29 protein-coding genes and 1 tRNA gene are annotated in these 26212 nt (G+C 33.9%); 17 read left to right on the forward strand and 13 right to left on the reverse strand.

Annotated elements, in window-relative coordinates; all coding sequences use genetic code 11:
- Positions 1-118 precede the first annotated feature (118 nt).
- From EG359_RS17735 to EG359_RS17775, 9 genes are all read left to right on the forward strand, one after another.
- Positions 119-736, forward strand: a complete 618-nt coding sequence (locus EG359_RS17735; RefSeq protein WP_076357284.1) for a hypothetical protein — start codon at positions 119-121, stop codon at positions 734-736.
- A 72-nt stretch (positions 737-808) separates the two neighbouring features.
- Entirely contained in the window at positions 809-1099 is a 291-nt protein-coding gene (locus EG359_RS17740) for a winged helix-turn-helix domain-containing protein (protein ID WP_076357282.1), read from the forward strand.
- Positions 1100-1195: 96 nt separating this feature from the next.
- Positions 1196-1465: a hypothetical protein gene (locus EG359_RS17745; protein WP_228435136.1), complete on the forward strand. Its 270-nt coding sequence runs from the start codon at positions 1196-1198 to the stop codon at positions 1463-1465.
- A gap of 11 nt (positions 1466-1476) precedes the next feature.
- Positions 1477-1962, forward strand: a complete 486-nt coding sequence (locus EG359_RS17750; protein WP_076357278.1) for a Coq4 family protein — start codon at positions 1477-1479, stop codon at positions 1960-1962.
- Positions 1963-1971: 9 nt separating this feature from the next.
- Positions 1972-2262 (forward strand): hypothetical protein, encoded by a 291-nt coding sequence (locus EG359_RS17755; protein WP_076357276.1) that lies wholly within the window; start codon positions 1972-1974, stop codon positions 2260-2262.
- A 22-nt stretch (positions 2263-2284) separates the two neighbouring features.
- A complete protein-coding gene (locus EG359_RS17760) occupies positions 2285-3655 on the forward strand; it encodes a DUF4153 domain-containing protein (RefSeq protein ID WP_076357274.1) in 1371 nt (456 codons plus the stop codon).
- 12 nt (positions 3656-3667) lie between these two features.
- Positions 3668-4333, forward strand: a complete 666-nt coding sequence (locus tag EG359_RS17765) for a DUF1361 domain-containing protein (RefSeq protein WP_076357272.1) — start codon at positions 3668-3670, stop codon at positions 4331-4333.
- A 97-nt stretch (positions 4334-4430) separates the two neighbouring features.
- A complete protein-coding gene (locus EG359_RS17770; protein ID WP_076357270.1) occupies positions 4431-4970 on the forward strand; it encodes a hypothetical protein in 540 nt (179 codons plus the stop codon).
- Positions 4971-5027: 57 nt separating this feature from the next.
- Positions 5028-5540: a hypothetical protein gene (locus EG359_RS17775; RefSeq protein WP_076357268.1), complete on the forward strand. Its 513-nt coding sequence runs from the start codon at positions 5028-5030 to the stop codon at positions 5538-5540.
- Between the two features lie 62 nt (positions 5541-5602).
- Here the strand turns inward: EG359_RS17775 and EG359_RS17780 are convergent, their stop codons facing one another.
- The 4 genes from EG359_RS17780 to EG359_RS17795 form a co-directional block, all read right to left on the reverse strand.
- Positions 5603-7255, reverse strand: a complete 1653-nt coding sequence (locus EG359_RS17780) for a S8 family peptidase (protein ID WP_076357266.1) — start codon at positions 7253-7255, stop codon at positions 5603-5605.
- Between the two features lie 239 nt (positions 7256-7494).
- Positions 7495-8094, reverse strand: coding sequence for a hypothetical protein (locus EG359_RS17785; RefSeq protein ID WP_076357264.1), 600 nt, complete (start codon positions 8092-8094; stop codon positions 7495-7497).
- A 9-nt stretch (positions 8095-8103) separates the two neighbouring features.
- On the reverse strand, positions 8104-8553 hold the full coding sequence (dtd, locus tag EG359_RS17790; protein WP_076357262.1) for a D-aminoacyl-tRNA deacylase: 450 nt from the start codon (positions 8551-8553) through the stop codon (positions 8104-8106).
- A gap of 1 nt (position 8554) precedes the next feature.
- Positions 8555-9010, reverse strand: a complete 456-nt coding sequence (locus EG359_RS17795) for a hypothetical protein (protein ID WP_076357260.1) — start codon at positions 9008-9010, stop codon at positions 8555-8557.
- 110 nt (positions 9011-9120) lie between these two features.
- Here EG359_RS17795 and greA point away from each other — a divergent pair, with 110 nt between their 5' ends.
- The 7 genes from greA to EG359_RS17830 all read left to right on the forward strand — a co-directional run bounded on the left by greA (position 9121) and on the right by EG359_RS17830 (position 15052).
- A complete protein-coding gene (gene greA / locus EG359_RS17800; protein WP_076357258.1) occupies positions 9121-9591 on the forward strand; it encodes a transcription elongation factor GreA in 471 nt (156 codons plus the stop codon).
- A gap of 56 nt (positions 9592-9647) precedes the next feature.
- Positions 9648-10037, forward strand: a complete 390-nt coding sequence (locus EG359_RS17805; RefSeq protein WP_076357256.1) for an HIT family protein — start codon at positions 9648-9650, stop codon at positions 10035-10037.
- Between the two features lie 70 nt (positions 10038-10107).
- On the forward strand, positions 10108-11295 hold the full coding sequence (gene clpX / locus EG359_RS17810) for an ATP-dependent Clp protease ATP-binding subunit ClpX (RefSeq protein WP_076357254.1): 1188 nt from the start codon (positions 10108-10110) through the stop codon (positions 11293-11295).
- Between the two features lie 75 nt (positions 11296-11370).
- Positions 11371-13344, forward strand: coding sequence for a T9SS type A sorting domain-containing protein (locus EG359_RS17815; RefSeq protein ID WP_084180551.1), 1974 nt, complete (start codon positions 11371-11373; stop codon positions 13342-13344).
- A gap of 8 nt (positions 13345-13352) precedes the next feature.
- Entirely contained in the window at positions 13353-13577 is a 225-nt protein-coding gene (locus EG359_RS17820) for a signal peptidase (protein ID WP_076357252.1), read from the forward strand.
- Between the two features lie 61 nt (positions 13578-13638).
- A complete protein-coding gene (locus EG359_RS17825) occupies positions 13639-14931 on the forward strand; it encodes a TlpA family protein disulfide reductase (RefSeq protein WP_076357250.1) in 1293 nt (430 codons plus the stop codon).
- Positions 14932-14978: 47 nt separating this feature from the next.
- Positions 14979-15052, forward strand: a tRNA-Met gene (locus EG359_RS17830).
- A 337-nt stretch (positions 15053-15389) separates the two neighbouring features.
- On the opposite strand, the gene EG359_RS17835 is transcribed toward EG359_RS17830, so the two are convergent.
- Together EG359_RS17835 and EG359_RS17840 are read right to left on the reverse strand one after the other, a co-directional pair.
- Positions 15390-15935: a type II toxin-antitoxin system HicB family antitoxin gene (locus tag EG359_RS17835; RefSeq protein ID WP_076357248.1), complete on the reverse strand. Its 546-nt coding sequence runs from the start codon at positions 15933-15935 to the stop codon at positions 15390-15392.
- A gap of 6 nt (positions 15936-15941) precedes the next feature.
- Positions 15942-16199, reverse strand: coding sequence for a hexulose-6-phosphate isomerase (locus EG359_RS17840; RefSeq protein WP_076357246.1), 258 nt, complete (start codon positions 16197-16199; stop codon positions 15942-15944).
- Positions 16200-16271: 72 nt separating this feature from the next.
- On the opposite strand from EG359_RS17840, the gene EG359_RS17845 reads away from it, so the two are divergent.
- On the forward strand, positions 16272-17048 hold the full coding sequence (locus tag EG359_RS17845) for a hypothetical protein (protein WP_076357244.1): 777 nt from the start codon (positions 16272-16274) through the stop codon (positions 17046-17048).
- A gap of 34 nt (positions 17049-17082) precedes the next feature.
- Here the strand turns inward: EG359_RS17845 and EG359_RS17850 are convergent, their stop codons facing one another.
- From EG359_RS17850 to EG359_RS17875, 7 genes are all read right to left on the reverse strand, one after another.
- A complete protein-coding gene (locus tag EG359_RS17850) occupies positions 17083-18381 on the reverse strand; it encodes an HlyD family secretion protein (protein WP_076357242.1) in 1299 nt (432 codons plus the stop codon).
- A gap of 49 nt (positions 18382-18430) precedes the next feature.
- Complete coding sequence (locus EG359_RS17855) at positions 18431-20623, reverse strand: peptidase domain-containing ABC transporter (RefSeq protein WP_076357240.1); 2193 nt, start codon at positions 20621-20623, stop codon at positions 18431-18433.
- A gap of 84 nt (positions 20624-20707) precedes the next feature.
- Entirely contained in the window at positions 20708-20872 is a 165-nt protein-coding gene (locus EG359_RS22530) for a bacteriocin-like protein (RefSeq protein WP_164463080.1), read from the reverse strand.
- Positions 20873-20973: 101 nt separating this feature from the next.
- The gene (locus EG359_RS17860) at positions 20974-22482 is read right to left on the reverse strand and encodes a thioredoxin domain-containing protein (protein ID WP_076357238.1); all 1509 of its coding nucleotides are present in this window, start codon (positions 22480-22482) and stop codon (positions 20974-20976) included.
- A gap of 646 nt (positions 22483-23128) precedes the next feature.
- Entirely contained in the window at positions 23129-24229 is a 1101-nt protein-coding gene (gene gwsS / locus EG359_RS17865; protein WP_228435134.1) for a grasp-with-spasm system SPASM domain peptide maturase, read from the reverse strand.
- Between the two features lie 157 nt (positions 24230-24386).
- The gene (gwsG, locus tag EG359_RS17870) at positions 24387-25289 is read right to left on the reverse strand and encodes a grasp-with-spasm system ATP-grasp peptide maturase (protein WP_076357234.1); all 903 of its coding nucleotides are present in this window, start codon (positions 25287-25289) and stop codon (positions 24387-24389) included.
- On the reverse strand, positions 25286-26182 hold the full coding sequence (locus tag EG359_RS17875) for a hypothetical protein (RefSeq protein ID WP_076357232.1): 897 nt from the start codon (positions 26180-26182) through the stop codon (positions 25286-25288). Before EG359_RS17875 ends, gwsG begins: the two co-directional genes overlap by 4 nt.
- Positions 26183-26212: the final 30 nt, after the last annotated feature.

Consider the following 26212-nt stretch of genomic DNA (forward strand, 5'->3'; position numbering starts at 1 on the left):
TTTAATACTGGTTTTACAAAGGATTCCCCTGAAGCAAATAAACGATCAGTGTAAATATTTGAAAAAAATATTTGTTGAGTCAAAAAAAATTATAACTTTGTAATTCAAAGTTCTTTTTATGGATCTAAAAAATTATCACGAAGACTTATCCCATATCCGCTCCATGATGGAGCGGTCCTCCAGATTTATTTCATTGAGTGGTTTATCCGGAGTTGCTGCCGGAGTGGTTGCACTTTTGGGAGCCGGATATGCATATTATGCGATGGAGAGTAAGAAAGTGAGCTATATAAACGGAGCCGGACTTACTTTTACCCCTGACTTAGTTCAGGAACTGGTATTCACCGGGCTTGTAGTTTTGGTAATGGCGGTTTTTTGCGGGTATATTTTTACAGCCAATAAAAGCAAAAAGAAAGGGCTGAAGATCTGGGATGCCACTACAAAGCGACTTTTAGTTACCTTTGCAGTCCCTTTAGCAGCCGGGGGAATCTTCTGTTCGGCACTTATTTTCCATCATTTAATAGTATGGGTTGCACCAACAACCTTGGTTTTCTATGGATTAGGTTTGATAAGCGCTGAAAGGTATACATTACCAGATGTAAAATATCTGGGATATTGTGAAGTAGCCCTAGGATTATTTTCCCTGTTTTTTCTAGGTTGGGGGCTTGTATTTTGGTCAGTCGGTTTTGGTGTTTTGCACATCGTTTACGGATTGATCATGCACAGAAAATATAAATAAAAATTAACTTTGCAGTTCCTTAGGTTCCTATTCATAGTAATCTGTTCCTAATATCTGCTACCTATTACTATTATGATCAAGATCAGTCAACTCAATAAAGAATTTGAAAGCCGTGTAAGGTTGGGCATTATGTCCGTTCTTATGGTCAACGACTGGGTTGATTTTTCTGAAATGAAAACATTACTGGAAATTACAGATGGGAATTTAGCCAGTCATAGCAATGCGTTGGAGAAAGCGGGGTATATTGAAGTGAAGAAAGAATTTGTAGGTAAGAAGCCTAAAACATCTTATCGAGTCACCCAAAACGGGAGGCAGGCATTTACCGATCATTTGGATGCACTGGAAAAATTATTGGGACGCTAGTCCTATATTTTTTTGAAAATTAACTTTGTAATTCAAAGTTCTTTGTTTTAAAATTAACTATTATAAATTAATATGACAGAACAAAACATTTTAAACTTGGGAAAAACAATATTCGGGTTGTTTTTCCTGGCAGGGAATATTTGCCTTTTTGGATATATGATAACCAAGGATTTTGATTTTGCCGATTCTGGTTTTATACTGCTTTTTTATGGGGCAATTTTCAACCTTTTTATTTTATCAGGACTGCTGATCTACGGTGAAATTGATAAGGCTAAGCGTAAAGTATGCTATCAGTCTGCAGGTTTTCTTTTGATCAATATCCCTGTTGCCATTCTTTACGCCATAATAGGATTGAATATCATCTAAATAAATACACTATGAAAAAAATACGCGTTCAGTTTCTGCTTTTTGTGTATGATAAAACCCAAAAATTATACAGAAAATACTTTAAAAAGAAAAAGAGACAATGGCAGTTTAATGAAAGACAGCTGTTGGAGTTTCAGGAAGATTCACTGGGACGAAAGCTTGGCGAATTCTATCATAAGCACGGATTTTCAATGATTCCCAAGATGGAAAACCACGATGTTCATCACTTGATTACGGGTTGTGGAACCAATTTCGAAGATGAAATTGCCATGCAATATCTCTTGCTGGGAAACGGAAAACTGAACGCCCATCTATTGGCAGCTATTGTTTTGGGAACATTTATCCTGCCTGAATATGTGAAAATTTATATCAAGGCCTATAAGAAAGGACAAAACATGAGAGAATTTCATCAGTGGGATTTTGAAAGCTTATTGTGGCAGAACTTTGATCATCTGAAAGACTTTATTCAACAGAAAGATACCGTTATACTCCATTAAAATATCCATATGGAAAATATTAAATTCAGTTCAGCAGGGAAATATACATTTCTTATATCCTTTGTATTGGGAACATTATTGTTTCTGACGTTTCTGATCGTTCGTAATGAATTTCTTTTACTGATTGGCTTTGCCTATGTGGGTATTGCTATAATGGTAAATACAATCATTCTTTTGTATGAACTAGGAATCTACCTTAATGATGTTTCTGGAGAAAAATCTGCCGGAAACTCAGCGCTTCTCTTGCTTTTAAATATTCCCATTGCTTCAATATATCTTCTCATTCTTTTTAATTTTTGATAATTACTTAATTCTTTAAAACATGAAAACACATCATTATATATTTCTCACAACAGCCCTATTTGTCATTCTGTTCTACGATCAGGACTTAGGGCTGAATCTTGGGATCCTCGGAATTCTGTATGCAGTTTTGACCTTTTTTAAAACAGTTGAAAAAAATAAAACCAGAACATTCTACATCCTTACGGTTACAAGTATTCTCTCAAGTATAGCCTTTGCATGGTATGGAGACTTTCCATCCTTTCTGGCCGTTGTAAGCTCACTTCTTTTGCTTGCCTATAAATCGAAAAACAGAAGAATGAAAATCCTTCTTCTCATTCCGGTCTTTGTTGTGAACAGCTGTACTTCAATCTGTAGAATTTTTATGCTGGACGATTGGCTTCCCAAAGGAAATGTTTCAGGGGTGTGGCAAAAAATAATGGCTTTCGTTCTGATTCCATTATTGCTTTTATCCGTTTTCTTTGGAATTTATGCAGCAGGCAGTGACCTCTTTGCTGCCTTGTTTACAGATTATGAGCTTGATCTTAATCTTTGGCAGGTGTTCTGCCTTACCGTTTTAGGGTTTTTCATTGCCTTTAATTACTGGAACTACGCTGTTGAAAAGCTCATCTATAAAAACAATCAATTTCTGGATAACGACTTTCAAAAAGATGTTCAGGCTCCAAAGGCAACCTACTCATTCCTTGATCTTGATGCTGAAAGAATAAGTGGAATTGTATCTTTCTTTTCACTGAATATTTTATTGGTTTTCTTTATCGGAACTTACAATTATGAACAGTTTTATGAAGCTTCCAAAACACCGGTTCAGCTATCTGAGGAAACCCATGAAAGGGTAAATGCCGTGATCCTCTCTATAGTAATGGCTATTTTGGTGATTATGTTTTACTTTAAATCCGGTTTTAACTTTGATCCTAAAGCAAAACTGATGAAAACCCTGGCCAAGATCTGGATCTTCCTTAATGCTGTTCTAATATTATCCGCAGCGGTAAAAAACTATGAATACATTGTTAATTATGCCTTTACCTATAAAAGACTTGGTGTCTTTGCATTTTTGCTTCTATCCTTGATTGGGCTTGGGCTTACCTTTATTAAAATTCAAAAAAGAAAACGAAATGCATTTCTTTTCAATACAATGGTTTGGTATTTTTATGTGATAATTTTAGTTTGCAGTTATTTCAATTGGGGCGGTTTTATTACTTCACAGAATATGAAGCGTAAAGACTTTGCGGTTAATTACCATTTCGGTTCAGTCAACTTTAGTGAAAAGAATCTTTTAAAATATGCAGAAGAAAAAAATAATTTGAAGCTTAAAAAAAATCTGCAGAATAAGATTAAAAGCGAAAAGGCGAAAACCTTTCTTTCAAAGATTGGTTATTATGAAACCATCAAATAACAGCAATGCACTATGAAAAATTTAATCGAATCTCAAAGGTTTAAAGTAAATGTTCTGCTTATCCTCATGACCTTATTTTGCTTAAGCCTCTCCATTTTCAGATATTATATCAGTGATACAAAAGTGTTTTTCTTTCTTAACTGGAATTTATTTCTGGCATGGATTCCTCTGTTGCTAAGCTCCATTATTTTAGCATTTAATATTAATGGTAAACTATCCCTCGCCTTTATTATTATAGTATGGATTTTATTTTTCCCCAATTCACCTTATATCCTTACCGATCTTTTTCATTTAAAGGCAAGAAACGCCATTCCTATCTGGTATGATCTGATTGTAATACTTTCGTATGCATGGACGGGGTTGATCTGTGGATTTATAAGTCTTAGTGATATTGAAAAACTGCTCTCCTGCTATACTAAGGATAGAACTATCAACGGAATTGTAATAGTATTTCTCTTTATGAGCAGTTTTGGAGTCTATCTGGGAAGATTTTTGAGATGGAACAGTTGGGATGTTCTCAATAATCCTTTTGGGCTTTTTAATGATATTGTGATAAGGTTTATCTATCCTTTGGAATATACAAAAACTTGGGGCGTAACTCTTTTAATGGGAATAATGCTCAATTTTATGTATTTCACATTTAAACTGGTTAAAAATAATAATGAAAAGACTGTATAAATCAAAAAAAGGAGACATTAAAAAAGAGTTGGAACAATTTTCGCACTTAAAAAGGACTTAACAGAATGCTGTATCCACATTCTTAAAATTAATTATTATGAAAAAAAGCTTATTGTTAATTCCATTGATTATCATTTCATGTAAAAAGGATCCCGCTGTAACAGATGTACCCCAAAAGGATTCTGCAGTGGTAACAGAATTGCCGGATTCAGTTTATAAGACAGATTCAGCAGTATTGAGAAAAAGAGACTCAATTATTAACAATGCTCCTGCTACCAAGGAAGTTCTACGTAAAGGAGTGATGAGAAATGAAAAAGAGGGACAAATTGTAAGAACAGCAGATGCTTCCCAGCTTCCGTTTACATTAGGTGAAGAGTTTACTAAAGATGATCAGGAACTTGTGTTGAAGCTTACCAATTTTGATCAGCCAAATATAAAAGCAAAAATTTCAACGAAAGAAAAAGAATTTAACATCAGGTTTAATCAGATTAAACTTCCCAACGGAAACTATGATGGGCCTTTCGGAAGAGACATTACCTACGAAGTTCCGGGAAAAGGAGAGGTTTGGTTGATTATCGGGAAAAGTAATATGGCTTCAGGGAACACCAAGGGGCATTTTACAGTAAGTATAGAATAGGATTAACCAATTTGGTACAGTTTCTGCAAACTATACTCAAAGTTTAAATTTAATATTATGAAAAATATAGTTCTAACAGCAATGGCCGCCTCAGCTGTACTTGTAAGTTGCGGAACCGTACAGTCGCTGGTTCAAAATACGTTTCCATACACAGCTAATGTTTTAGTTTCCACAGGGGTCCCTGCTGACAAGGAGGTTTCTTCTACAGCAACTGCTACCAATGTACAAACGTGGTTCGGAGGAAATAATAATGCAAAGATCAAGGATGTAAGAATTTCTGAGGCTAAGATCTCTGTAGCTTCTCCATCAGGAGGGAATTTAAGTGCATTTAAGTCTGTAAAAATATATGTTTCATCTAATGGAACAGGAGAGAGGCTTATTGCATCACGTTCCAATATGTCCAATAATTCTTCCAGCCTAAATCTGGATTTGAATGATACAGGATTTTTGGATGAAATTGTAAAAAGCTCAGGATTGACCGTAAGAACTGTTTATGAACTGAAGAGTCAAACAACTTCAGACATGAACATTAAAGTAGCCCTTAACTTCAGCAGTGTTCCTGCGAAGTAATTTTATAAATGTTTATTAAAAGAAAACACCTTTCAGCGTGCTGAAAGGTGTTTTTGTTTACATTATAGTTTTGTGAATTTTTCAACCACTCTTCTTTGTCCCTCATTAATATTGATGATGTACTGGCCTGCAGGCAGATGAGAAATACTAATCTTTTCATCTGACGAAACAGTGCTTTTTATAACTGATCTTCCATACATATTGAAGATTTCAATATCCAGTTTTTTATTTTCAATATTTTGAATGGCAATAGAGCTGCTAGACGGGTTCGGATAGATTTTTACCTCTAATGGAGATAGTGTTTTCACCGGAGATACAAATTTACTTTCCAATTGTAATATAGCATTTCTTACATTCGGAAGCGGTCCTATCTTTTTATTAACATCTGTACCGCCCTGAGGGATTCCTGTAGATACCAAAAGATTTTTCATGGCAGCCGGACTCAGGTATTGTCCTGTAGTCTGACGATAAAAAGACTGAACCAATACTGCTGCAGAAGCTACCGTAGGAGTTGCAGAGCTTGTTCCACTGAAATAATTGTAAGTTCTGTTGTTATCATTGTCATATTTCTGGTAAGAACCATATCCTGCTGCCAAAACACTGCTTCCCCATCCCTGTACATCAACTCTGCTTCCAAACGTACTGAAGCTTTGTTTAGAATGGGTAGTATTAGGGGTTCCGGCCCCTACAATAATGGCCCCGCTGTTCCCTCTGGCTCTATATGCTGCATAAAAAGGGTCATCCAAGTCCTGATTTCCATTACCAGCTGCCGCAACGATGATAATCCCTGAATCTGTAGCCGCTTTGGTAAGATCCCAAATCACGCTGTCGTACTCAGCAGGGCAATATTGACCGTCTTTTCCACCCGTCTGCATTTCATACAAAATGATGTCTCCGGCCTGAGAAGCATTGATGGATCTGCTTACTGCTGATGCTCTGTTGTAGCCAACAGTTGTCCATTCCATATATCCCTTTATTTCTGAAGCATTGTAAACAGCACCCGTAAGACCGATATTATCCTTTATAGATCCTAAAATACTTACCACAGCTGTTCCGTGATCTCTGTAGTTGTTATTTGATAATCCTGAATTAGGTGTATATCCGGGTTCCAATTGTATAGAATTTTGATTGGACAGCATTTCATGAGTTTTATAAAAACCATACTCCACATCACGGATTCTGATGTTTTGTCCTGTAATTCCTCGTGACCATGCATACTTTGCATTGATTCCGGGGTTGTCATTCAGGTAAGTTTGCAGGCTTTCAAGATCGGGAGTTGCTACAAACATATTCACTACTGGAGGTTCAATGGGGGTACCGCTCATTACAGATACATATTCTATTTCAGGAAATCTTTCTAAGGTTTGAATAAGCTTTTGAGATGTTTCATCATTCTTCAGATGAAAATTCGCTTTAAATATTCTTTTCAGTTTTTGAACAGACTCTCCGGAATTTCCATTCATTTTACTGCTTTCCATCATTTCATTAATTTTTTTGTCATTAAAGTCAAGGTCATAGGTAAATGAAATTCCGTTTTCTCTGGCAAATTTTTCCAGATCCGAATTTTTGCTGAATGCTGCTTTTTCAGACTCAATATCCTTGGAAAAGCAAACGTAAATTACATCACTTTGATGATTACGGTCAGATGGTACCTGACCAAAAGAGAAGAAGAAACAAAACACTAACAGTGTAGAAAAATTAAATTTTGTTTTCATAATATTTTTGTTAAATGGTTGAGAATAAGTTTGGATAATCTCAAAATTAATAATAAAATAAAAACAAATCACATTTTTGTGAATTTATTTTTCAATCTCTGTATTTTAGCTTTTCCCAGATGATTTATTTGAATTTAAAAAAGATAAATGAGAAAATTTTTAGTGATTTTATGACAAAAAAATACCTTTCAACATTATTGAAAGGTATTTTTGGGTTTAGAAAAAATGAAGATGTAATCTTACAAATCATCAAACCAATCTTCTTTATTTTTATGATAAAAAATCTGCTTTTTATTCATGATTTTATATTCAATTCCAATGCTGTCTTTATTAGCACTAACGAGCTTTGCTTCCTGAATAGACTCGTTTCGTTCATCACTTGAGATATCAATTGAAGGACGTTGTATAACCTTTTCCAAAACTTCTACATAAGGAGTTTTACTGATTCTTTTTTCAAAAATACCTTTCTGTTGATAGATTGCTATTTGCGGCTTAGATAATGCTCCGGGACGATGTCTCTCAATTCGGTACTCATCATTAAGCGAAATCCTTTGATAGCTGTCAATAGTTGAAAAATAACTGAGAAGAGCAAAGAAAGGAATCATCATGGGCAGAATACTCAAAATAATCCCAGCTACCAAAAGACCAAAATAAGCTTTAATCGCTTTTTTCTTCCAAAGTTTGATGATGATAAAGACTGTCATTGCCAGCCATAGCCATCCGATGATTTTATCGGTGTAATATCCTCTGTAACTGTATTGATTAAAATTTAAAACAACTTCACTCAGGAAAATTAAAGTCATCACCAGATAAGTGATCACTATATTTCTGTTTTTCATTTTGTCTAATTAACTTTTTGTAATGGAATCCATAATGATGGTAACTGGCCCGTCATTGATCAATGAAACCTTCATATCCGCTCCGAAAATACCGCTTTCAGTTTTAAGACCAGACTTTGCTATTTCTTCTTTAAAATAATCAAATAATGGAATGGCCTTATCAGGTTTGGCCGCTTTAATGAAAGAAGGGCGGTTGCCTTTTTTGTAATCTGCAATCAAAGTAAACTGGCTAATGCACAGAATCTCTCCTGAGATATCTTTCACCGAAAGATTGAGTTTGTCATCTTCATCACCAAAGATCCTGAGGTTTACTACTTTTTGTACCAGCCAGTCAGCATCTGTCTTTTCATCATTCTCATCAATACCTACCAGCAGCATTAAGCCTTTACCAATTTCACCAACTATTTTTCCGTCTACTTTTACGCTGGCTTCTGAGACTCTTTGTATAACGATTTTCATTTTAGTAATAAATATTTAAAACCTTGGTTACAGGATCAAAATTATAAGGATATGTTTTTGGAGGAAGAGATGTTTTGGAACCTGACTGAGGTTCACCGGTTCTTAAGATCCATCTTGTATTGTCCTTGGGGCATAAAATTGCAATATTGTCTTTTACCTCAAGGGTCGTATTGTTGTCAGGACATAGATGAGGTGCATTTCTATCATAGACTTTGAATCCATTCCCAACACGTACAACGATCAGTCCTCTGGTTCCGGCCTGCTGTTCGTTCACATACACCCAGCCATTATCATAGGTCAGGGCATTGTATGCAGGGAGGTTTAAATTAAGCGTAACGTTAATAGGGTTGCTGGGGAAACAGCTTACTGTATCTTCTCTGCTTCCGCATGAATTTACAGATAAATTACTGAAAATCAATAAAATGAAAATAGATAGTATCGAAAAAGTTTTTTTCATTTCAATTTAAATTTTTATATATTTGTAAAAATTAAACGATTATAACACGTAAAACATTGTCCGGCAAATGTCGGATTATTTTTTTATACTAAAACTAAATTTTGAAAATTATGGCAAGCTATGTAACAAAGGAGGGCCTAGAGAAAATGAAAGCTGAGCTGGAACAGTTAGAAACTGTGGAGAGACCAAAAATCACTCAGCAGATCGCAGAGGCAAGAGACAAAGGAGATTTGTCTGAAAATGCAGAGTACGATGCGGCTAAAGAGGCTCAGGGGATGCTTGAAATGAGAATTTCTAAGCTGAAGGATGTTATCTCAACTTCTAAGATTATAGACGAAAGCCAATTAGATACTTCAAAAGTTTCAATCTTAACAACAGTGAAACTTAAAAATAATGCGACTAAACAAGAGCAGGTATTTAAATTGGTACCGGATAACGAAAGTGACCTTAAAACAGGGAAAATTTCTGTAAACACACCGATCGCAAAAGGTTTGTTAGGAAAAGCTATTGGCGAAACTGCAGAAATTACCTTACCAAACGGTAATAAGCTTTCATTCGAAGTATTAGACATCTCTTTATAGTCTGATACACGTTTTTTATTTCTAACTTCTAATATATAACCTCTAACTTCTGATAAATGAGCACTATATTCACAAAAATCATCAATGGCGAAATTCCCTCCTATAAAATTGCAGAGGATGAAAACTTTATCGCATTTTTAGACGCAATGCCTTTGGTGAAAGGACATACCTTAGTAGTTCCTAAAAAAGAAGTGGATTTGATTTTTGATCTTGAAAGTGAAGAATACAAAAACCTTTGGGGATTTACCCAAGAGGTAGCCAAGAAGATCAAAACTGCAATTCCATGTGTAAGAGTTGGAGTAGCGGTTGTAGGACTTGAAGTTCCTCATGCCCACATTCATCTTATTCCTTTAAACCAGGTGGAGGACATGAACTTTAGAAATGAAAGATTAAAATTAACGAACGAAGAATATACAGAGATTCAAAACTCAATTATTAATTCTTAAAAACACAGAAAATCGTAAAAAAGAAATTTTTTACGATTTTCTTTAACATATACATATATTATTATCTCATATGAATTCAAACCAGTGTTCTTTCTGCGGCAGAAAAAGAAGTGAAGTACAGATGTTGATTTCCGGGCAGAACGGTTTTATTTGTGAAAATTGTATAGAGCAGGCGCATACTATAGTTAAAGATAGTGCGTCCAAATCAGGATATTCACCTGCAGACAATATGGAAGATCTTAAAAAACCAAAAGAAATTAAGGTATTTCTGGACCAATACGTGATTGGTCAGGACCAAGCAAAGAAACAGCTTTCAATTGCTGTATACAACCATTATAAAAGATTGCTTCATGCCCAGGATGAAAACAGGGAAGTAGAGCTTGAAAAGTCAAATATCATCATGATAGGAGAGACGGGGACCGGAAAAACCCTGTTGGCAAAAACTATTGCCAGAGAACTTAATGTTCCTTTCTGTATTGTGGATGCCACTATTTTAACAGAAGCCGGCTATGTAGGAGAAGATGTTGAAAGTATCCTTTCAAGACTATTGATGGTAGCAGACTATGACGTGGAAAAGGCAGAAAAAGGAATTGTCTTTATTGACGAAATTGATAAAATTGCCAGAAAATCTGATAACCCTAGCATTACAAGAGATGTTTCCGGAGAAGGAGTACAGCAGGGATTACTGAAATTATTGGAGGGAAGTATTGTAAACGTTCCGCCGCAGGGAGGAAGAAAGCATCCTGACCAAAAGTATATTCAGGTAAATACTCAAAACATTCTGTTTATTGCAGGAGGTGCTTTTGATGGTATTAAGGAAATCATCGAAAGAAGAATGAATAAGCAGGCGATTGGCTTCAGTTCTGAAAAGATCAATAAAACGGATGAAGAAGAATATGTATTAACAAATATTAATGCAGTCGATCTTCGTTCTTTCGGGTTAATTCCTGAACTTTTAGGAAGATTTCCAATCATTACTTATCTCGATAAGCTTACGAAAGAAACGTTAGTGAGAATTATGAAAGAGCCTAAAAACTCAATCGTAAATCAATTTGTGGAACTTTTCAAAATGGATGGCACAGATTTGGTTATTACAGACGGTGCAATTGAAAGAATTGTAGAAGAAACTATCGAAAAAGGATTAGGAGCAAGAGGTCTAAGAGGGACCACTGAGAAAGTCTTGGAAGACTATATGTTTTCAATCGGAGAGGAGAAAAAGATTGTCTTAACAGAAGATAATATTTTGATTAATAGATAAAAATGTTTTTTTTTTAAAGAAAAATATAATACCTTTGCGGGTGAAGATTGTATTAACACACAAATAATTTATACAATGAGAAAAAGTTTATTTGCTATAGGTCTTTTAGCAATTAGTTACTCTGTTCAGGCGCAGATACTATGTCATGTTGACACTAATGCTAATATGTATGTGAGCGAAGGCACCCTAGTTTATAGCGGTGGAGGTGTACAAACAAGAGGTAATGGCCTTTTGGACGTGCATGGAAATATCATGGTTGTAGGATCTGGTACGGACGCTTTTAAAACAATCGATGCTGGCGGAGGTGATAAAACCGATGGCGGAAACATTGTTTTAAGACTAAATACCCCTGCTACTTATGCGAGTTCCACGTATGGTCAGTTGTATATCGATGGATTATCCCAGTCCAATGTCACGGGTATTGTAAGTAAAGAATACTTGACTGATAAACAAGGTACAGGCAATTACTTCCAACAGATTGCCCTTCCTTTCTTTGGAAAGGCCTACAATTCATTATCAACAGAATTAGGTAAAACATTTGGTACAGTAAGAGATATCCAAAATACTAATAATGTAAACAATGATTTGATTTTGCAATGGAATAACCTCCAAGCTAAATCTGACCATGTTACAAGTTTAGCAAGTACAACAAGCAACGGTACAGGATATTATATGTTAGGTTCTAGAAATAATAACCTAAACTTAAATGTTCCACCAACTCCTGCTTCTGTATATACGTTGAACGGAAGACCATATGCGCCGCTAGCTTCTGTATCTTTACAGAATGGTGGAAATGTATATTTCGGTCCTAACGGTAATGGAGCAAATAGTTATGGGGAAGCTTATAACTCTTACCTTCAAGATCAGTTCGATCTCCCTAATGGAGCATGGAGCCCAACGTATGGTAAAAATATTTACCAATTTGGAAATCCATTTTTAACAAATTTAGATCTTTCAAAGATTGGTTTTATTGAAAACGGAACAGTTACAGATGGTAATAATGTTAGTAACATCATGGGTATTGAATATACTTCAGGGAATGTGGTTACTTTAGCCAATGGGTATACCTACACTACTGGTGCATTAACGCAAACGTTTAATTTAGATGGAACGCCTGTTGGAGATATTGGATTACTTATTAAACCTATGCAGCCATTTATTATAAAGCTTAGAGATAACTCAGCGCAGACTCTGAACTTTAACACCCTTAGACGTTTCAAGAATTCAGTAAGAGCTAATGGAACTGACTATAATGTAAATGCTGCAAGAGTTAGCAATAAATCAAACAGCGCAAGTGTTAAACAGCTTGGTGTTATTGGTCTTGATGCAAGCGGTAACGAAATTGCACGAACTTATTATGTAGTTTCTCCTACAGCAACTACAGGACACCAGATTTCTATTGCAACTACGGTTCAGGCTGCTGCAAGTTCAGCAAGTCCAATCGGAACATTCGAAGAAGCTTTAAATGGTGGATATGATCCTAACTACAATGCCAAATACTGGTTATACATTAATGAGGCCAGTGAAAGTAATTTCTTAGGAAAAGATATATTGCTATATAACTTTGATTATAGTAAGCCAGATAAAAAAATTGTTTCTTACAAATTTGAAATTAGAGAAAATGCTGAGCTGATCCCGGCCGGAGTACATAACTTGTCTTCAGGAATTGGATTCTTCTATAAGGCCTCTAATGGAACAGTACAAGAAGCAAAGCAGGGAGATGTTATTCCTGTAAGTTCAAAGTCATATAATTTATATTATGGAGCACCTGATAGAGGTTCTCTTGCAACTAAGGAAACAGAAACGCTTTCCAGAACGATGGTTGTTTACAACCCTGCAATTAGTAATTATATAGTTAGATTTGATCCAGATTGGAGAAAAGCAGATATTGAAGTTTATGATATGAGTGGTAAGCTTATTATCTCTAAAAAATCAGTTGATGCATCTAGGGATTTCGTAATTGAGCTAGACGGTTCAGTGAAGAGTTCTTACATTGTAAAAGTGGTTTCGGATAAAGGAGTAATAGTTAACACCAAAATCTTAAAATAAAAATTAATATGAAAACTATAAATAAACTAGTATTTGCGTTTTTTCTTTTTGCCACATTTTTGGCAAAGGCAGATATAGATGATATGCCAGTTCCAGGTGGAGGAGGTACCGGAGGACACGGTACCGGAGGAGCACCATCATCACCAATTGATATGTACGTATATTTACTTTCTATTGTAGCATTTGCATTCATTGCATACTATACAAAGAAGTATAAAAGCGTAAAAGCATAAAATTTTATTAAAATAATATCAAACTCTCTGATTAGTCAGAGAGTTTTTTTATTTTTACTCTATGAAAAAGGTTTATACACTATCTGCAGTTTTAGCTGCATTTGCTCTGCAGGCTCAGTTTACAGTTACGGTTCAGGCCTCCGCAGATTTTAAAGATCAGGATGCTATTCTATATACATTAAATGGTTCAAAAGATATTATTGTTACTAAAGAACAAAGCAAGAACAATACATGGACCTTTAAATATCCAAACCACTATATGGGGATGATGAAAGTTTATTTCCCCGGAACAAATAATACAATTAGTTTTATTTCTGAAAACAAGAATGTAAATCTTAAGCTTGAAACTCAGAATAATAAAGTTAAGGAGATTGTTTATTTGGATGAAGCCAATGATCTGATGAGTAAGCAGCAAGAGGGTTCACAAAAGAAAGAACTTATTCTGCCAGCTTTAGCCCAGATCAAAGAATATTATAAAGACAATACAGAATTTGGAAAAGCATTGAAATTGGAGATTGACAGACTTTCAGGGAAAGCTAGTTCAATTGATGAAGCAAAGCACCCATTCATTTCTTATTATAATACCAATTACAGTAAGTTTCTTTCTGCCCCTGTAGATTCTGCTAAAAAGGTAGATCAGGAAGAAATTATCAACTTTTTGGATAAGTCCAATGATATGCTGGAAAGTTCATCATTGCTGAGACCAGTATTGGTGTCTTATTTAAACTCTGGAGGTAACGCAAATGTTGGAGCTTCAGTTGATAAGCTTTTAGACCGTTTAAAGGTAGAGACGCCAAGAGGACAGACTGTATTATCTGAGCTTATAGACATCTTTGATGTATATGACATGGATGAGTTTAAAAATAAATATTTAAGCCAGGCCAAGAACCTTAAATGTACCATTAATGACAGACTTGCTTCTACCTTAAAATCTAATGCTAATGTGGAGATGGGAGCTGTTTTTCCTAATTATAAGTTTCAGTCAGCTACGAACACTACTGCTAAATCACTTCATGATATAAAAGCAGATAAAAAGGTTATTATTTTCTGGTCATCCACATGTTCACATTGTGAAAGTGAGCTTCCAAAGCTATTGGAAAAATACAATGATTTAAAAACAAAAAATATACAGGTTGTTGCTTTCTCTTTAGATGTTGACAAAAACTCTTATACCAGCAAGATTGCGGCATTTCCTTGGATCAATGATTCAGAATTGAGAGGATGGAATAGTAATTATGTAGATACCTACAATATTCATGCAACACCAACGTATTTTATTTTAGATGCTAACAATAAGATAATCAGCAAACCAGATCATGTTGGTGATGTTTTAGAGTATTTTAAGTTAAAATAATTTTGGAGGTAAAGAAATATTTTCTATATTTGCACCACCAAAAAGGAGGCGAGGTAGCTCAGTCGGTTAGAGCGCAGGATTCATAACCCTGAGGTCACGGGTTCAATTCCCGTCTTCGCTACAGTATTAAACCGCAATGCATTGATTATCAATGGTTGCGGTTTTTAATTTGTATGGTAAATGTACAGTAAATATTTTTAGGCTATTTTATTTTCTTCTAGTTGTGTAAATAAAATTGTGGAGTTAAGAGAATTTTATAAAATTATTTGATGTTTAATATTTCTTCCTATAATTCCCGAGCCTTAAGACAATTTAAATCCAAAATAAACTGTATTGCATCAAGAAATATTTATAATAAAATTTCGAGAAATAAATATTTAAAATTTGCTAGAATTGCTTTTAGATTATATCAGGAATATCTATTAATACTTATAAAAAAAACCTCAATTTGAGGTTTTTTATTTGTTATCTGTTAAATGATGCTTTTGTTCTAGGAATTTGGATACATTCCTTTTATCTACTACAACATTATTATTACAATCATGTTTGAGGATTCTTTTTTTTAAAAATTTTCCATAAGAGTCAGATTCACTAGGCTCCCAATAGACTTGAGTTATACAATCACCTAACATACTCTTAACAGAACTATATTTTTTTTCTGCAAATTTATCCTGTAACTGACTTTTTAAATAAAAATCAAATGCTTCATTTATAATTGTATTTAATTTAACGCCTCTCTCTACCGAAGTAGTAAATAACCTTTCATGAATTTCAGGTGAAGTTCTGACATTGAAAATACCTTTATATTCTTTTTTGATAGGCATTTCATTCTCTTCACACATTTTAATATAATCTTCAACCGCAGTGATAAAATTTTTGGCGAATTCTTCTGCGTTCTCAGCTTCATACATAACAAGACCATTTACTCCTATTAGTTTACCAAAAAACATTGTAGTTTCTTGATCGAACTCTACTGTTCCCTTGATGTCTTTATGTTCAAGCATAGTTCTTTAAATTAAGTTATTGTTTTCTAATTCTTCTATTACTGCTTTTATTTGATAGTGTTTTAAAATATCTGGATTATGTGGTTTATGTAACATTATTACACTCTCAATAGTTTTATTCAAAAATGATACCGCACTTCCAGATGTCCCACCTTTATTATTTTCTTCATATCCTAAAGATATTAATAAAGACTTTAGTTCTGAGTATTCAAAATCTTTCGGTTTTGATTTTAATCTAGTGATAAGTTTATCTTTTTTCGACATCTCATTTTTAATACTTATACAAATGTAACTATTTTTTAGTTACAAAAAAATAAATATATTTGTAAAAAAATTATGATTAGACTATTAGCATTATATAGATCACACATTTCTGCTTCTGTAACATTTATCTTAATATCATTTTTTTTCAATTTATCAATTACTTTTTATACTACAGCAGATAATTATAGTAATGAAAGCCTAATAGCTCTAAAACAAAAAAGATTAAACTATTTGGACTCCTTAGATTTTAATTTAGAAAAGAATAATTCCTTACTGCAAAAAATGGTTTCTTTCAAAACAAAATCGGATAGTTTAAGAGAGGCTTCTGAGAAAAGAGGAATAATTATACTCAAATCTTTGAACTCTTATTTAAATAATAATTATCCCAAAGATTCATTAAAATATTTTTTAAACAAAGTCAATGAAATTAAGCGCGATCTTCCATTTGAAATCGGTATTCTAAAAGCTTATAATGATATCGATCTTAGAGAAAGAAAATCTCAATACACGGCACAATTGAATTTACTTTTATCAGAATACGAAATTGTAAAAGATTTGAGCTTATATTATAAGAAAAAACTAAAGAGAAATAATGCAACGGATAAAAAAATGGAATCTTTTATAATTGACCAAACAGCTTATGATAATTATATAAAAGATTCCCTTTATATCATAAAATTTGATGATTCTGTTCAAAGAAAATATAAAATAGAATTTAAAAATTATGAAAATTCAATTGATGAATATGGATGGAAGGCAAAATTATATACATTTCTGTGGATCTTTTGCGCTTGTATAACTCTGATTTTATTGATAATCTCATTTTTCTTGAAATTCTTCAAACAATAATATTTAAAGTGTGCTATAACAAATCTTAATTTTATTAGGACTGATATCCTAGTAGCTTTCTGATCTGATAGAAGAATCTTTCAATTAACCTTAGATCCTGAGTTACGATCTCCGCACTACCCCTAAGTTCTTTATCAAAGGTAAGCGTTTTATTATAGCTTGTCTTTAATCCTTTAGGCAATACCACATCTACATAGTAGTTTCCTTTATCATCAGGAATAAGGGAAATGTTCTGAACTTTTCCTTCGATGATACCATATTCCTGAAAACGATAATTATCTAATTTGATCAATACCTTTTCGCCAGCTACAATCTTTCCTGAGTTTACTGTAGGAACAGACATTCTGCCTACTAATTTCTCTTTATTGCTTGGCAGGATAGATACGATAGGCTCTCCGGCTTTTACAAACTGATTTTCACCAAAAAATTGCTGAAAACTGGCAATACCATCTGTGGATGAAATGACAAGATAGTTTTGTTCCCATTGCTTTAAGGCTTTTCGAAGCTGTTCAAAAAGCTGTAGCGTTTGTGCAGAGTATGTAATCTTTTCTTTTTCATTGTTAATAACCGTTACACTTTTGGTTTTATTAATATTGGAAATGCCTTCTTCTGCTTGAGAGATAGAAATATTAAGGTTTTCAAGATTTTGTTGAGCCTGAAGATATTTGATTTTCTCATTTTCAAGTTCCATCGCAGAAATTACTCCCTGGTTGAAAAGTTCCTGAGATCTGTTGAAGTTCTTTCTGCTCAAATCATATTTTACTGATTCCAGGTTCTTCTGTTGCCTTAAGGTAGCCATTCTTATTTTATACTCAGAAATACTTTGATTGCTGGCTAAGCTTTCCGGAGCATACGGCTGTAACCTTGTGAAAAGTTCTTCATCCTGAAAAGCTTTTGCAAAGCTGTTGTATTCGCCCTGTAGCTCTCCAAGTTTATATCTTGATGCCTGTGCAAGAGGAAAAGAATTTAGTTGATTGGGAGAAATAGAATCCACAATCTTCTTCAGCTCTAAAATATCTTTATAATTGGCTGCTGACTGCATTACGATCAATACATCATGTTTTTTTACTTGCTGATGGTCCTTGATAAATATTTTTTCAATTTTGGTTCCAATTCTAGCCTCTATTTTCTCAGGTGGATTTTGGGAGGTTACAATAATGGGAGCCGGTACAAATTCCGGATACTTTATGACGTAGCTCATCACAAAAATAAGTAGGATGATGATGAAAATCATTGTATTTCCCCAGCGTATCATCCAATGGGGTGGCTGGGTAAGAATATCCTGTACGCTTTCGGAGCGAAGTTCAATATTGTCTAAAATGTCTTGTTTCATTTTTTTAGAATAAAATTTCCAGGGAGATTAAAATTTTAATAAGCAGGTATTAATTTCCTAGTTCGAGCTGGTTTTTAACCAATCTGTAATACTCACCTCGTAGATCAACCAGATCTGCATGGCTGCCTTCTTCTACAACCTTACCTTTATCCAATACAATGATCTTATCGGCATGTTTTACTGTAGAAAGTCTGTGAGCAATAACAACTGCTGTTTTACCCTTGAAGAATTGTTCAAGGTTCTCCATAATGATTTTTTCGTTATTAGCATCCAATGCGGATGTAGCTTCGTCAAACAAAATATATTCCGGAGACTTGTAAACTGCTCTTGCTATAAAGAGTCTTTGCTTTTGTCCACCACTTACTCCAACACCTTCATTTCCGATCTTTGTATTGTAACTTAAAGGGAGGGTTTCTATAAATTCTCTGATGTTTGCAATTTCTACTGCACGTCTTAATTTTGACTTATCAATATGGTCCTCACCGATGGCAATATTATTAGCTATCGTATCATTGAATACATAGCCCTCCTGCATTACTACGCCGCAATGATCTCTCCAGAATCTTGGGGAAATATTCTTTAGATTAGTACTCCCGATTTTAATTTCTCCCTGATCAGGATCATAAAACTTCATCAAAAGTTTTAACAGGGTTGTTTTTCCACTTCCGCTGGCTCCTACAATCGCTGTAGTTTGTCGGTAGGGGATAGAAAGGTTTAGATTTTCAAAAACAGGAACATCGGATCCAATATATCTGAAAGACATATCCTTAATTTCAATATCTCTATGTGGAATTTCCGTAGCGTATTGTTCGTTTTTATCTTCTTCGTCCTCCTTATCATGGATTTCACCAAGTCTTTCAAGGGAAATTTTAGCATCCTGAGTTTGCTTGATAAAGTCGATCAACTGTAAAAGTGGGCTATTTAGCTGTCCAATTATATATTGTACAGAAAGCATCATCCCTAGGGTTAGATTTCCACTTAAAACTAGTTTTGCAGAAAGGAAACTCACGAGGATATCTTTCATCTGGTTGATGAAGTTTCCTCCTACAGATTGCCATTGCTCTAGGGAGAGAGATTTTATTCTTATTTTAAATAATTTTACCTGAAGAAATTCCCAATCCCATCGTTTTTGCTTTTCTGCATTATGCATTTTGATTTCCTGCATACCGTTGATAAGCTCAATAACTTTACTTTGCTCCTGAGAAACCTGAGAGAATCTTTTATAGTCAAGTTCCTTTCTTTTTTTCAGGAAGAAGCTAATCCATCCGATATACATTGCTGCTCCTACAAGATAAACAATGAAAAGCCTATAGTCATACAGCAAAAGTACAATACTGAAGATAATAAGGTTGACCATTGAAAACAGGGTATTCAATGAAGAACTTGTAAGAAGTTGTTCTATTCTGTGGTGGTCATTAATCCTCTGCATGATATCTCCCGTCATCCTTGTATCAAAAAAGCTTATAGGAAGTTTCATCAGCTTAATGAAGAAATCGGAAATGATTGAGATATTAATTCTGGCGGAAAGGTGGAGAAGAATCCAGCTTCGGATGACTTCAATACCCATTCTTCCGAAAAATAGCATAATCTGAGCAAGAAGCACTAAATAGATAAAGTTAATATCCTGGTTTTGTATCCCAACATCTACAATGCTTTGGGTAAGAAACGGGAAAACCAATGACAGTAAACTTCCGGCCAATAGTCCTACAGCGAGTTGTATAACAAGAGATTTGTATTTAAGAAGATATTTTGAGAGAAAAGAAAAGCTTGCCTTACTTTCCTCATTATCAAATTCAGTCTGGAAGAATGCTGGCGTAGTTTCCAGAATAAGAGCAATACCTTCCTCTGTATTTTCATTGGCATTCTCTCCGATCCAGGATTTGATGAATTCTTCCTGGTTGTAGGTAATAAGGCCATAGCTGGGATCTGAGATATAGATCTTGTTATTTTTATCGGTTTTATAAACAACAACAAAATGGTTTTTATTCCAATGTACGATACAAGGTAGAGGGACTTCTTCCACAAGGGTTTTAAAGTCAATTTGGACTCCTAATGAGCGGAATCCTAGATTTTCTGCAGCATCACTTAGCCCAAGGAGGCTGCTTCCCTCACGAGTTGTTTCAGAAAGGGCACGAATCTGTTGTAGTGAGATGCTTTTACCGTAATATTTACTTACAATTCTAAGACAGGTAGGGCCACAATCTTTAGTGTCTGGTTGCTTATAAAAAGGAAATTTTTTCAAAACTAATAATCATTATAAAATGTCGTCATATTCTGACGACATTTTTACTTTATTCAATATTATAATTCAATGAAATGGCTCTGGCTAGTAGTAGCACCATTTGTTACATGCGTTGATAGCTCCTTCTTTGGGTGGGTTTATTTTGGATTCGCAATAGCTTGCTTCACTCTGAATTCTTGCGCATTCCTCAGTAATACCACCTTTCAGTGTTCTTAGATTCTCTCTTGAAAGTCTTTTTAGATTTTTCATAATAAATAGTTTTTGGTTTTTCCTACTCTTTTATTAGCTTTTCGGAGATCGCTTTTATTTTTCCTAAGATAGTGAAATTTTCGAATTGCTGATATCCATTACTAAAAGTCTTCATCTTCTATTAATTCATCAACAAAGAATACAATATCTTCACGATCATACTTTTCAGGGTACTGATATCCGTTGATAACAAAAACAGGGGTGAAGTTGAGACCGGCATTGCTGTTTTCTGTAGACATACCAATTAATGCATTCAGATTTTCAGATGTAGGAACTCCTCCTGACAAGATGTTGATTTTTCCTTCATCTTTTGTTTCAAACCATTCTTCTACAGCATTCAGGAAGTCTTTTTCTGTTTTATTATTGTAGATGTGTGCTAAATCTGAGATTAATCGGGTGTATTTTTCGTCTGCTCTTTCCGGGATATAGTTGAATCTCATCTGCAGAGAAATATCATCAGGGTACTTTTCTAAAAGATTTTCCACCAATTTATGAGCATCTTTACAGAACCCACAGTAGGGATTGGAAACGATAGAAATACGAAGTCTTGCATCCTTTTTACCTACAGAAAAAGTATGGGTATCCTGAAATTCTATTTTCTCCTTTTGCAATAACTGATCTTTAAACAATTCATAATTTCTTTTGAATCTAAGGTTTTTCGCATTGGACTTTTGAAGCTCCTCTTTCTGTTCCAATATGGAATTGAAGTAAATAACTGTTGAGAAAATCAGTACCCATAAAATTACGATGAGCAAAAGTGTTCCGATTTCAAATGGAAGATTTTGAAAGAAAAAACTGGTGATGGCCAATTGACCGATTAAGATGGAGATAATTAAAAGACAAACTCTACAGAAAGCTTTTTCAACAAAAGCCTGAATATACAGAGAGTAGCCAATAGCCAATATTGAAACGATCGTAAATCCTTTTACAATATAGGCGGTTCCCGGTAAGAATAGTCCTAATACAGAAAGTCCTGTAAAATAAATTAGCGAAAAATCAGAAAATTTTAAACCTAAAATACTGGTTTTGTCCTGTTTTATAATTTTATCGCAGGCATTAACGGTTTGGGTAGCGGTGGGGACACCACATATACTTCCAATTACAGTAGAACTATTTCCGAATTTTTGATTAAATATTTCCAACGAGATATAAACTCCTGCCAGTGAAAGAAGATTAAAAATAGCTTCGTATATCTGCAGGCTTAGAAGTGAATAAATAAGAATTATAGCGAAAATAGCATATAGAATCGGTGTGAAGTTAAATGCCAATTTATTGTCTGCCTTTTCTGCCTTTTCAAACAGAAGAACAAAATTTGTTGATTTGTTGTAAAGCTCTTCCTGGTTAAGTGTTTTAGTCTTTTCTGAGTAAACTGAGTAACTATTTCCTGATTTCTTTACTAAAGAGAAAGAATTTTCTACAATGGCGATGAATTCTTCAGGAAGCTCATTCCAATATTCCTTGTCTAATTCATATGCATCATTTTTTACTCCCATAAAATTCAAAGTATCGCTAAATGCCAGTGCAGATGGGTAATTGGGATGGGAATTAAACTGGAAGACGAACTCCTGTTTATCAAGTTTTAAGTAGTTAATTAGTTTGTCAAAAATCATATTAATATTTTTATCTAAAATACACAGATGTTTTAAATAAACAAAAAAATTTTTCTTTTATTAGTGAGATATATACGGTAGTTGATAGATTTGATTTGACTTTCAATATTTTATTTTGCTGTATCTGGCTCAAAAAATATTTTTGTTGGCTATAGAATATATCTTACATTATAAAATGGTGTGCGCATTAGTTCCATTTTCCCACAGATGTATATTTAAAGTTTTCATGGTTAAAAGTTTACATTCATTTTAGCGCATCTGCGGGAGTAAAAGGAACTATATGATGGTATATAGCTGATGATCTGGTGAAGGATCAGTATAAATTCTCTTGTTTGCATGAGTTCCATTTTCCCACAGATGTATATTTAAAGTTTTCATGGTTAAAGTGTTGACATTCATTTTAGCGCATCTGCGGGAGTAAAAGGAACTATATGATAGTATATAGCTGATGATCTGGTGAAGGATCAGTATAAATTCTCTTGTTTGCATTAGTTCCATTTTCCCACAGATGTATATTTAAAGTTTTCATGGTTAAAGTGTTGACATTCATTTTAGTGCATCTGTGGGAGTAAAAGGAACTATATGGTAGTATAGTTAATGATCTGGTGGAGGATCAATATAATTTCAATGTTATTGTAAATATGTTTTATTTTATGAGACTTTCCATATGATAATGCTTAATGGCTTTTTGCTTCAATGGATTTTTTGTCCAGTCTTCCCATACTCCTGTATAGGGATCATATCCGCATTTTAACGGTTTTGAAATATCAAGTCCTTCTTTATTCGTCATATTTCTTTCTGTAAAGGCCCTGCAGTCTGTACAGACATAGCGGAATTCACAATCTTTGCAGCTTTCAATATGGTCTTTTGTGAGATTCCAGTATTTTTTGAAACCAGGTTTTGCCAAGGCATCTTCAAGACTTGAGGTATGGATGTTTTCAAAGCTTTCCGGCATTAAGGGACAATTTTTAATATTCCCGTTGATATCAATACCGATTTTCTTGTTTAGACAGGAATTATGATTAATGGCCTCCAATACTTTTGAGAGATTAGTATTGAAATATTTAAGGTTTACCTTACCGCAAGCGGATATTTGAATATTTTCATGGTTAAAGTTTATGGTAAACCTAAATATTTCATTGTTCTTAAAAGGTTGTTTTTTGCAGTTATAAAAAATAAGACTATCAATTCTTGAAGTAGTTTGGTTCAGAACTTGAAAAAAAGATTTATCTAAGCCCTCATGAAAAGGTGCATATATTTCAATACTTTCTAAAACTGAGTCTTTAAATTTATTATCAATATTCTGATACTCTTCCATTGAAAATTCTCTGGTACTGTAAATCACCAAATATTTAACACCCAGATTATCAATAGAAAGTTTTATTTTGTCAAGAGTGAGTAGGTCATTAATTTCTATAAAAATATTAGATATGTCACTATGGTCTTGAAATCTATGAGAAAGTGGAGGGAAATTTTTGTCCCAACCATTTTCGGTAATAAAACCATACTCTTCTTCCAGTAAGAAACCTAAATATTCGTTTATAATTTCTTGAGATTCATCATCATAATTTTTAACAAGATCTTCAAGAGAATTTACTTTCAATTCTTCAATCAGCTCATACAGTTCTAAAGGATACAGTTCTGATATATTCCTCTGAAGATCAGAAATAAGTATCCTGGTAGCTCCCTTTGTTATGGTAATATTACTGAATAGGTTAAAATATCTCATATCAATCTTGTCAAACATTTATAAGGTTTTAGCTTCACATAGAAATCTGTTTGGTATTTTTTACAGGAAACCGTTATATTAGGATGTTTTTTCTCGCGGCTTTTATTTTTTATAACATCAATATATTTAAAAGTAAGAGGCAGTTTTTGCTTTTCTTTGGTCATGAAGTTCTTTTTCATAGGTAATCTGCTATTTCTTTTTCTAATGAGTAATTACAGGTCACAGATGGTCCCAAAAATTGTCCTACAGTATTAATTTCCAGAAAGTAATGCTTATCTCCACTTTTAATAAAATCCAGAGAACCACAATTCAGATCCAAAGATTGCATGAGTAGACACACTTTTTCTTCAATATCTTTTGGAAGATCATAGGGGACTTTCCTGGTAGGTTTTTTATCATTGTATTTTCTGAAATCAATCTTGGTTTGTTCATTATTTTGGGAAAATATTGCTGTTGACCAGATCTTTCTATTTAGATAGAAACTCCTGATTTCAAAATCTTTTTCAATTTTTTCCTGAAAGAATGTGATAAAAAAGTCTTCATTTTCAGTCTCCCTAACAACAGTTGTATACATCATACCACTGGAATCCTTGATGATATTTTCCATTCTTGGGTTTCCTCCAATTGTTTTGATGATAGTCTTATCTAGAACTACATCATCTGTATTACTTGCCAGAAAATAAGAGGGAACATCCAAGCCTATTTTTTGTGCTTGTTCAAGAACAAGTAATTTATTAACATCACTATTGCTTTCCTTGTTTATATGTTTTTTTGATTCTAGTGTCTTTTTGATATAATCTTCCAGCCAATGCTGGTATTCATTCATATTAATATTGATAGATTCATTTTTGTACTGTACGTGCCTAAAGTTCAGACCTCCTCTTCTGTACCATACGCTAGTAATCTCGTCAATAAAAAAACAGTTTCTGTGACTTTCGATATAAATCCGTTTTTCCTTTGTCTTAATATCAAAAACTTCATCCTCATTAACGCGAATAAAGCTTTTACCCATTTTTAACAGCCACTTTATAACTTCGGTTGTAGTGATTTCGTGATTTTGAGAGATAATCAGTATCATTTTTCCTTTTTATTCTTTTTAGCAAAATCTTTAATGATAGCTTGGGCGTGCTGTATGCTAGGTAATCCTATACTTTTACGGTTACGATTGACAGTAATAGTGTCTTTTATATTTTCATAACCTTGATATACTCCATATGTATAGGGTTGCTTATGGTGTATATTATTTCGGTCTATCATTGCTGCATAATCCCGGGGAGGACAATCACCAGATTTTATATATTCTAGTATTTTGGCTTTAAAATATGGCTGATACTCGTCGTAATCAGCCATATGAAGTAACACTGGTCCTGATGGCATAAAAAAATCCCCATTCCACAAACCTATTTTCTGTATACTGGGAAAGCCATCATTCTCAAACATCCATTTTAATAGCTTAGCATTTTTTTCATCATTCTTGAAAATATCCAAACTGTTGCCACTTCTACGGCTATCTTGATCACGTTTGAAAGCAACAGTAAAAGAATCAATCAGTTTTTGATTAAGATTTTTTTTCCATTGAGCAACTGTTTGCTCAACTTCAAGGCTGTCTATTCCATATTTTTGATAGAGCCAGTAAAAATCTTTGTTTTTTTTATGATAAGGAGCAATCAGGGTTATTAGTTTTTTCAGATTTTTTTTGCCCCCAAAGTTTATATCTTTTTTGTCTGCAAGTATGATATAATTGGTAAATTCTTCAATACGATCCTGATTCTTAGGAGGATATTTCCTGAATAGTTTTTTGTATTCCTTAATAGTAACAAGAGTGTCTTTTTGTAGACGGTATATGCTGTCAATTTCGTTAACCCTGTTATAATAGTTGACATAGTTTAAGCTTCTGTTTTTACATGCAGAAAAAATAAAAAAAATGACCACTAGAATATAGGAAGAAGAGTTCCAAATCTTATTTCTCATAAATTTTCCTAGTTGTGGCTAAAATTAATG

It is taken from the genome of Chryseobacterium joostei (genome assembly GCF_003815775.1).
In the GTDB taxonomy this organism is placed as follows: Bacteria; Bacteroidota; Bacteroidia; order Flavobacteriales; family Weeksellaceae; genus Chryseobacterium; species Chryseobacterium joostei.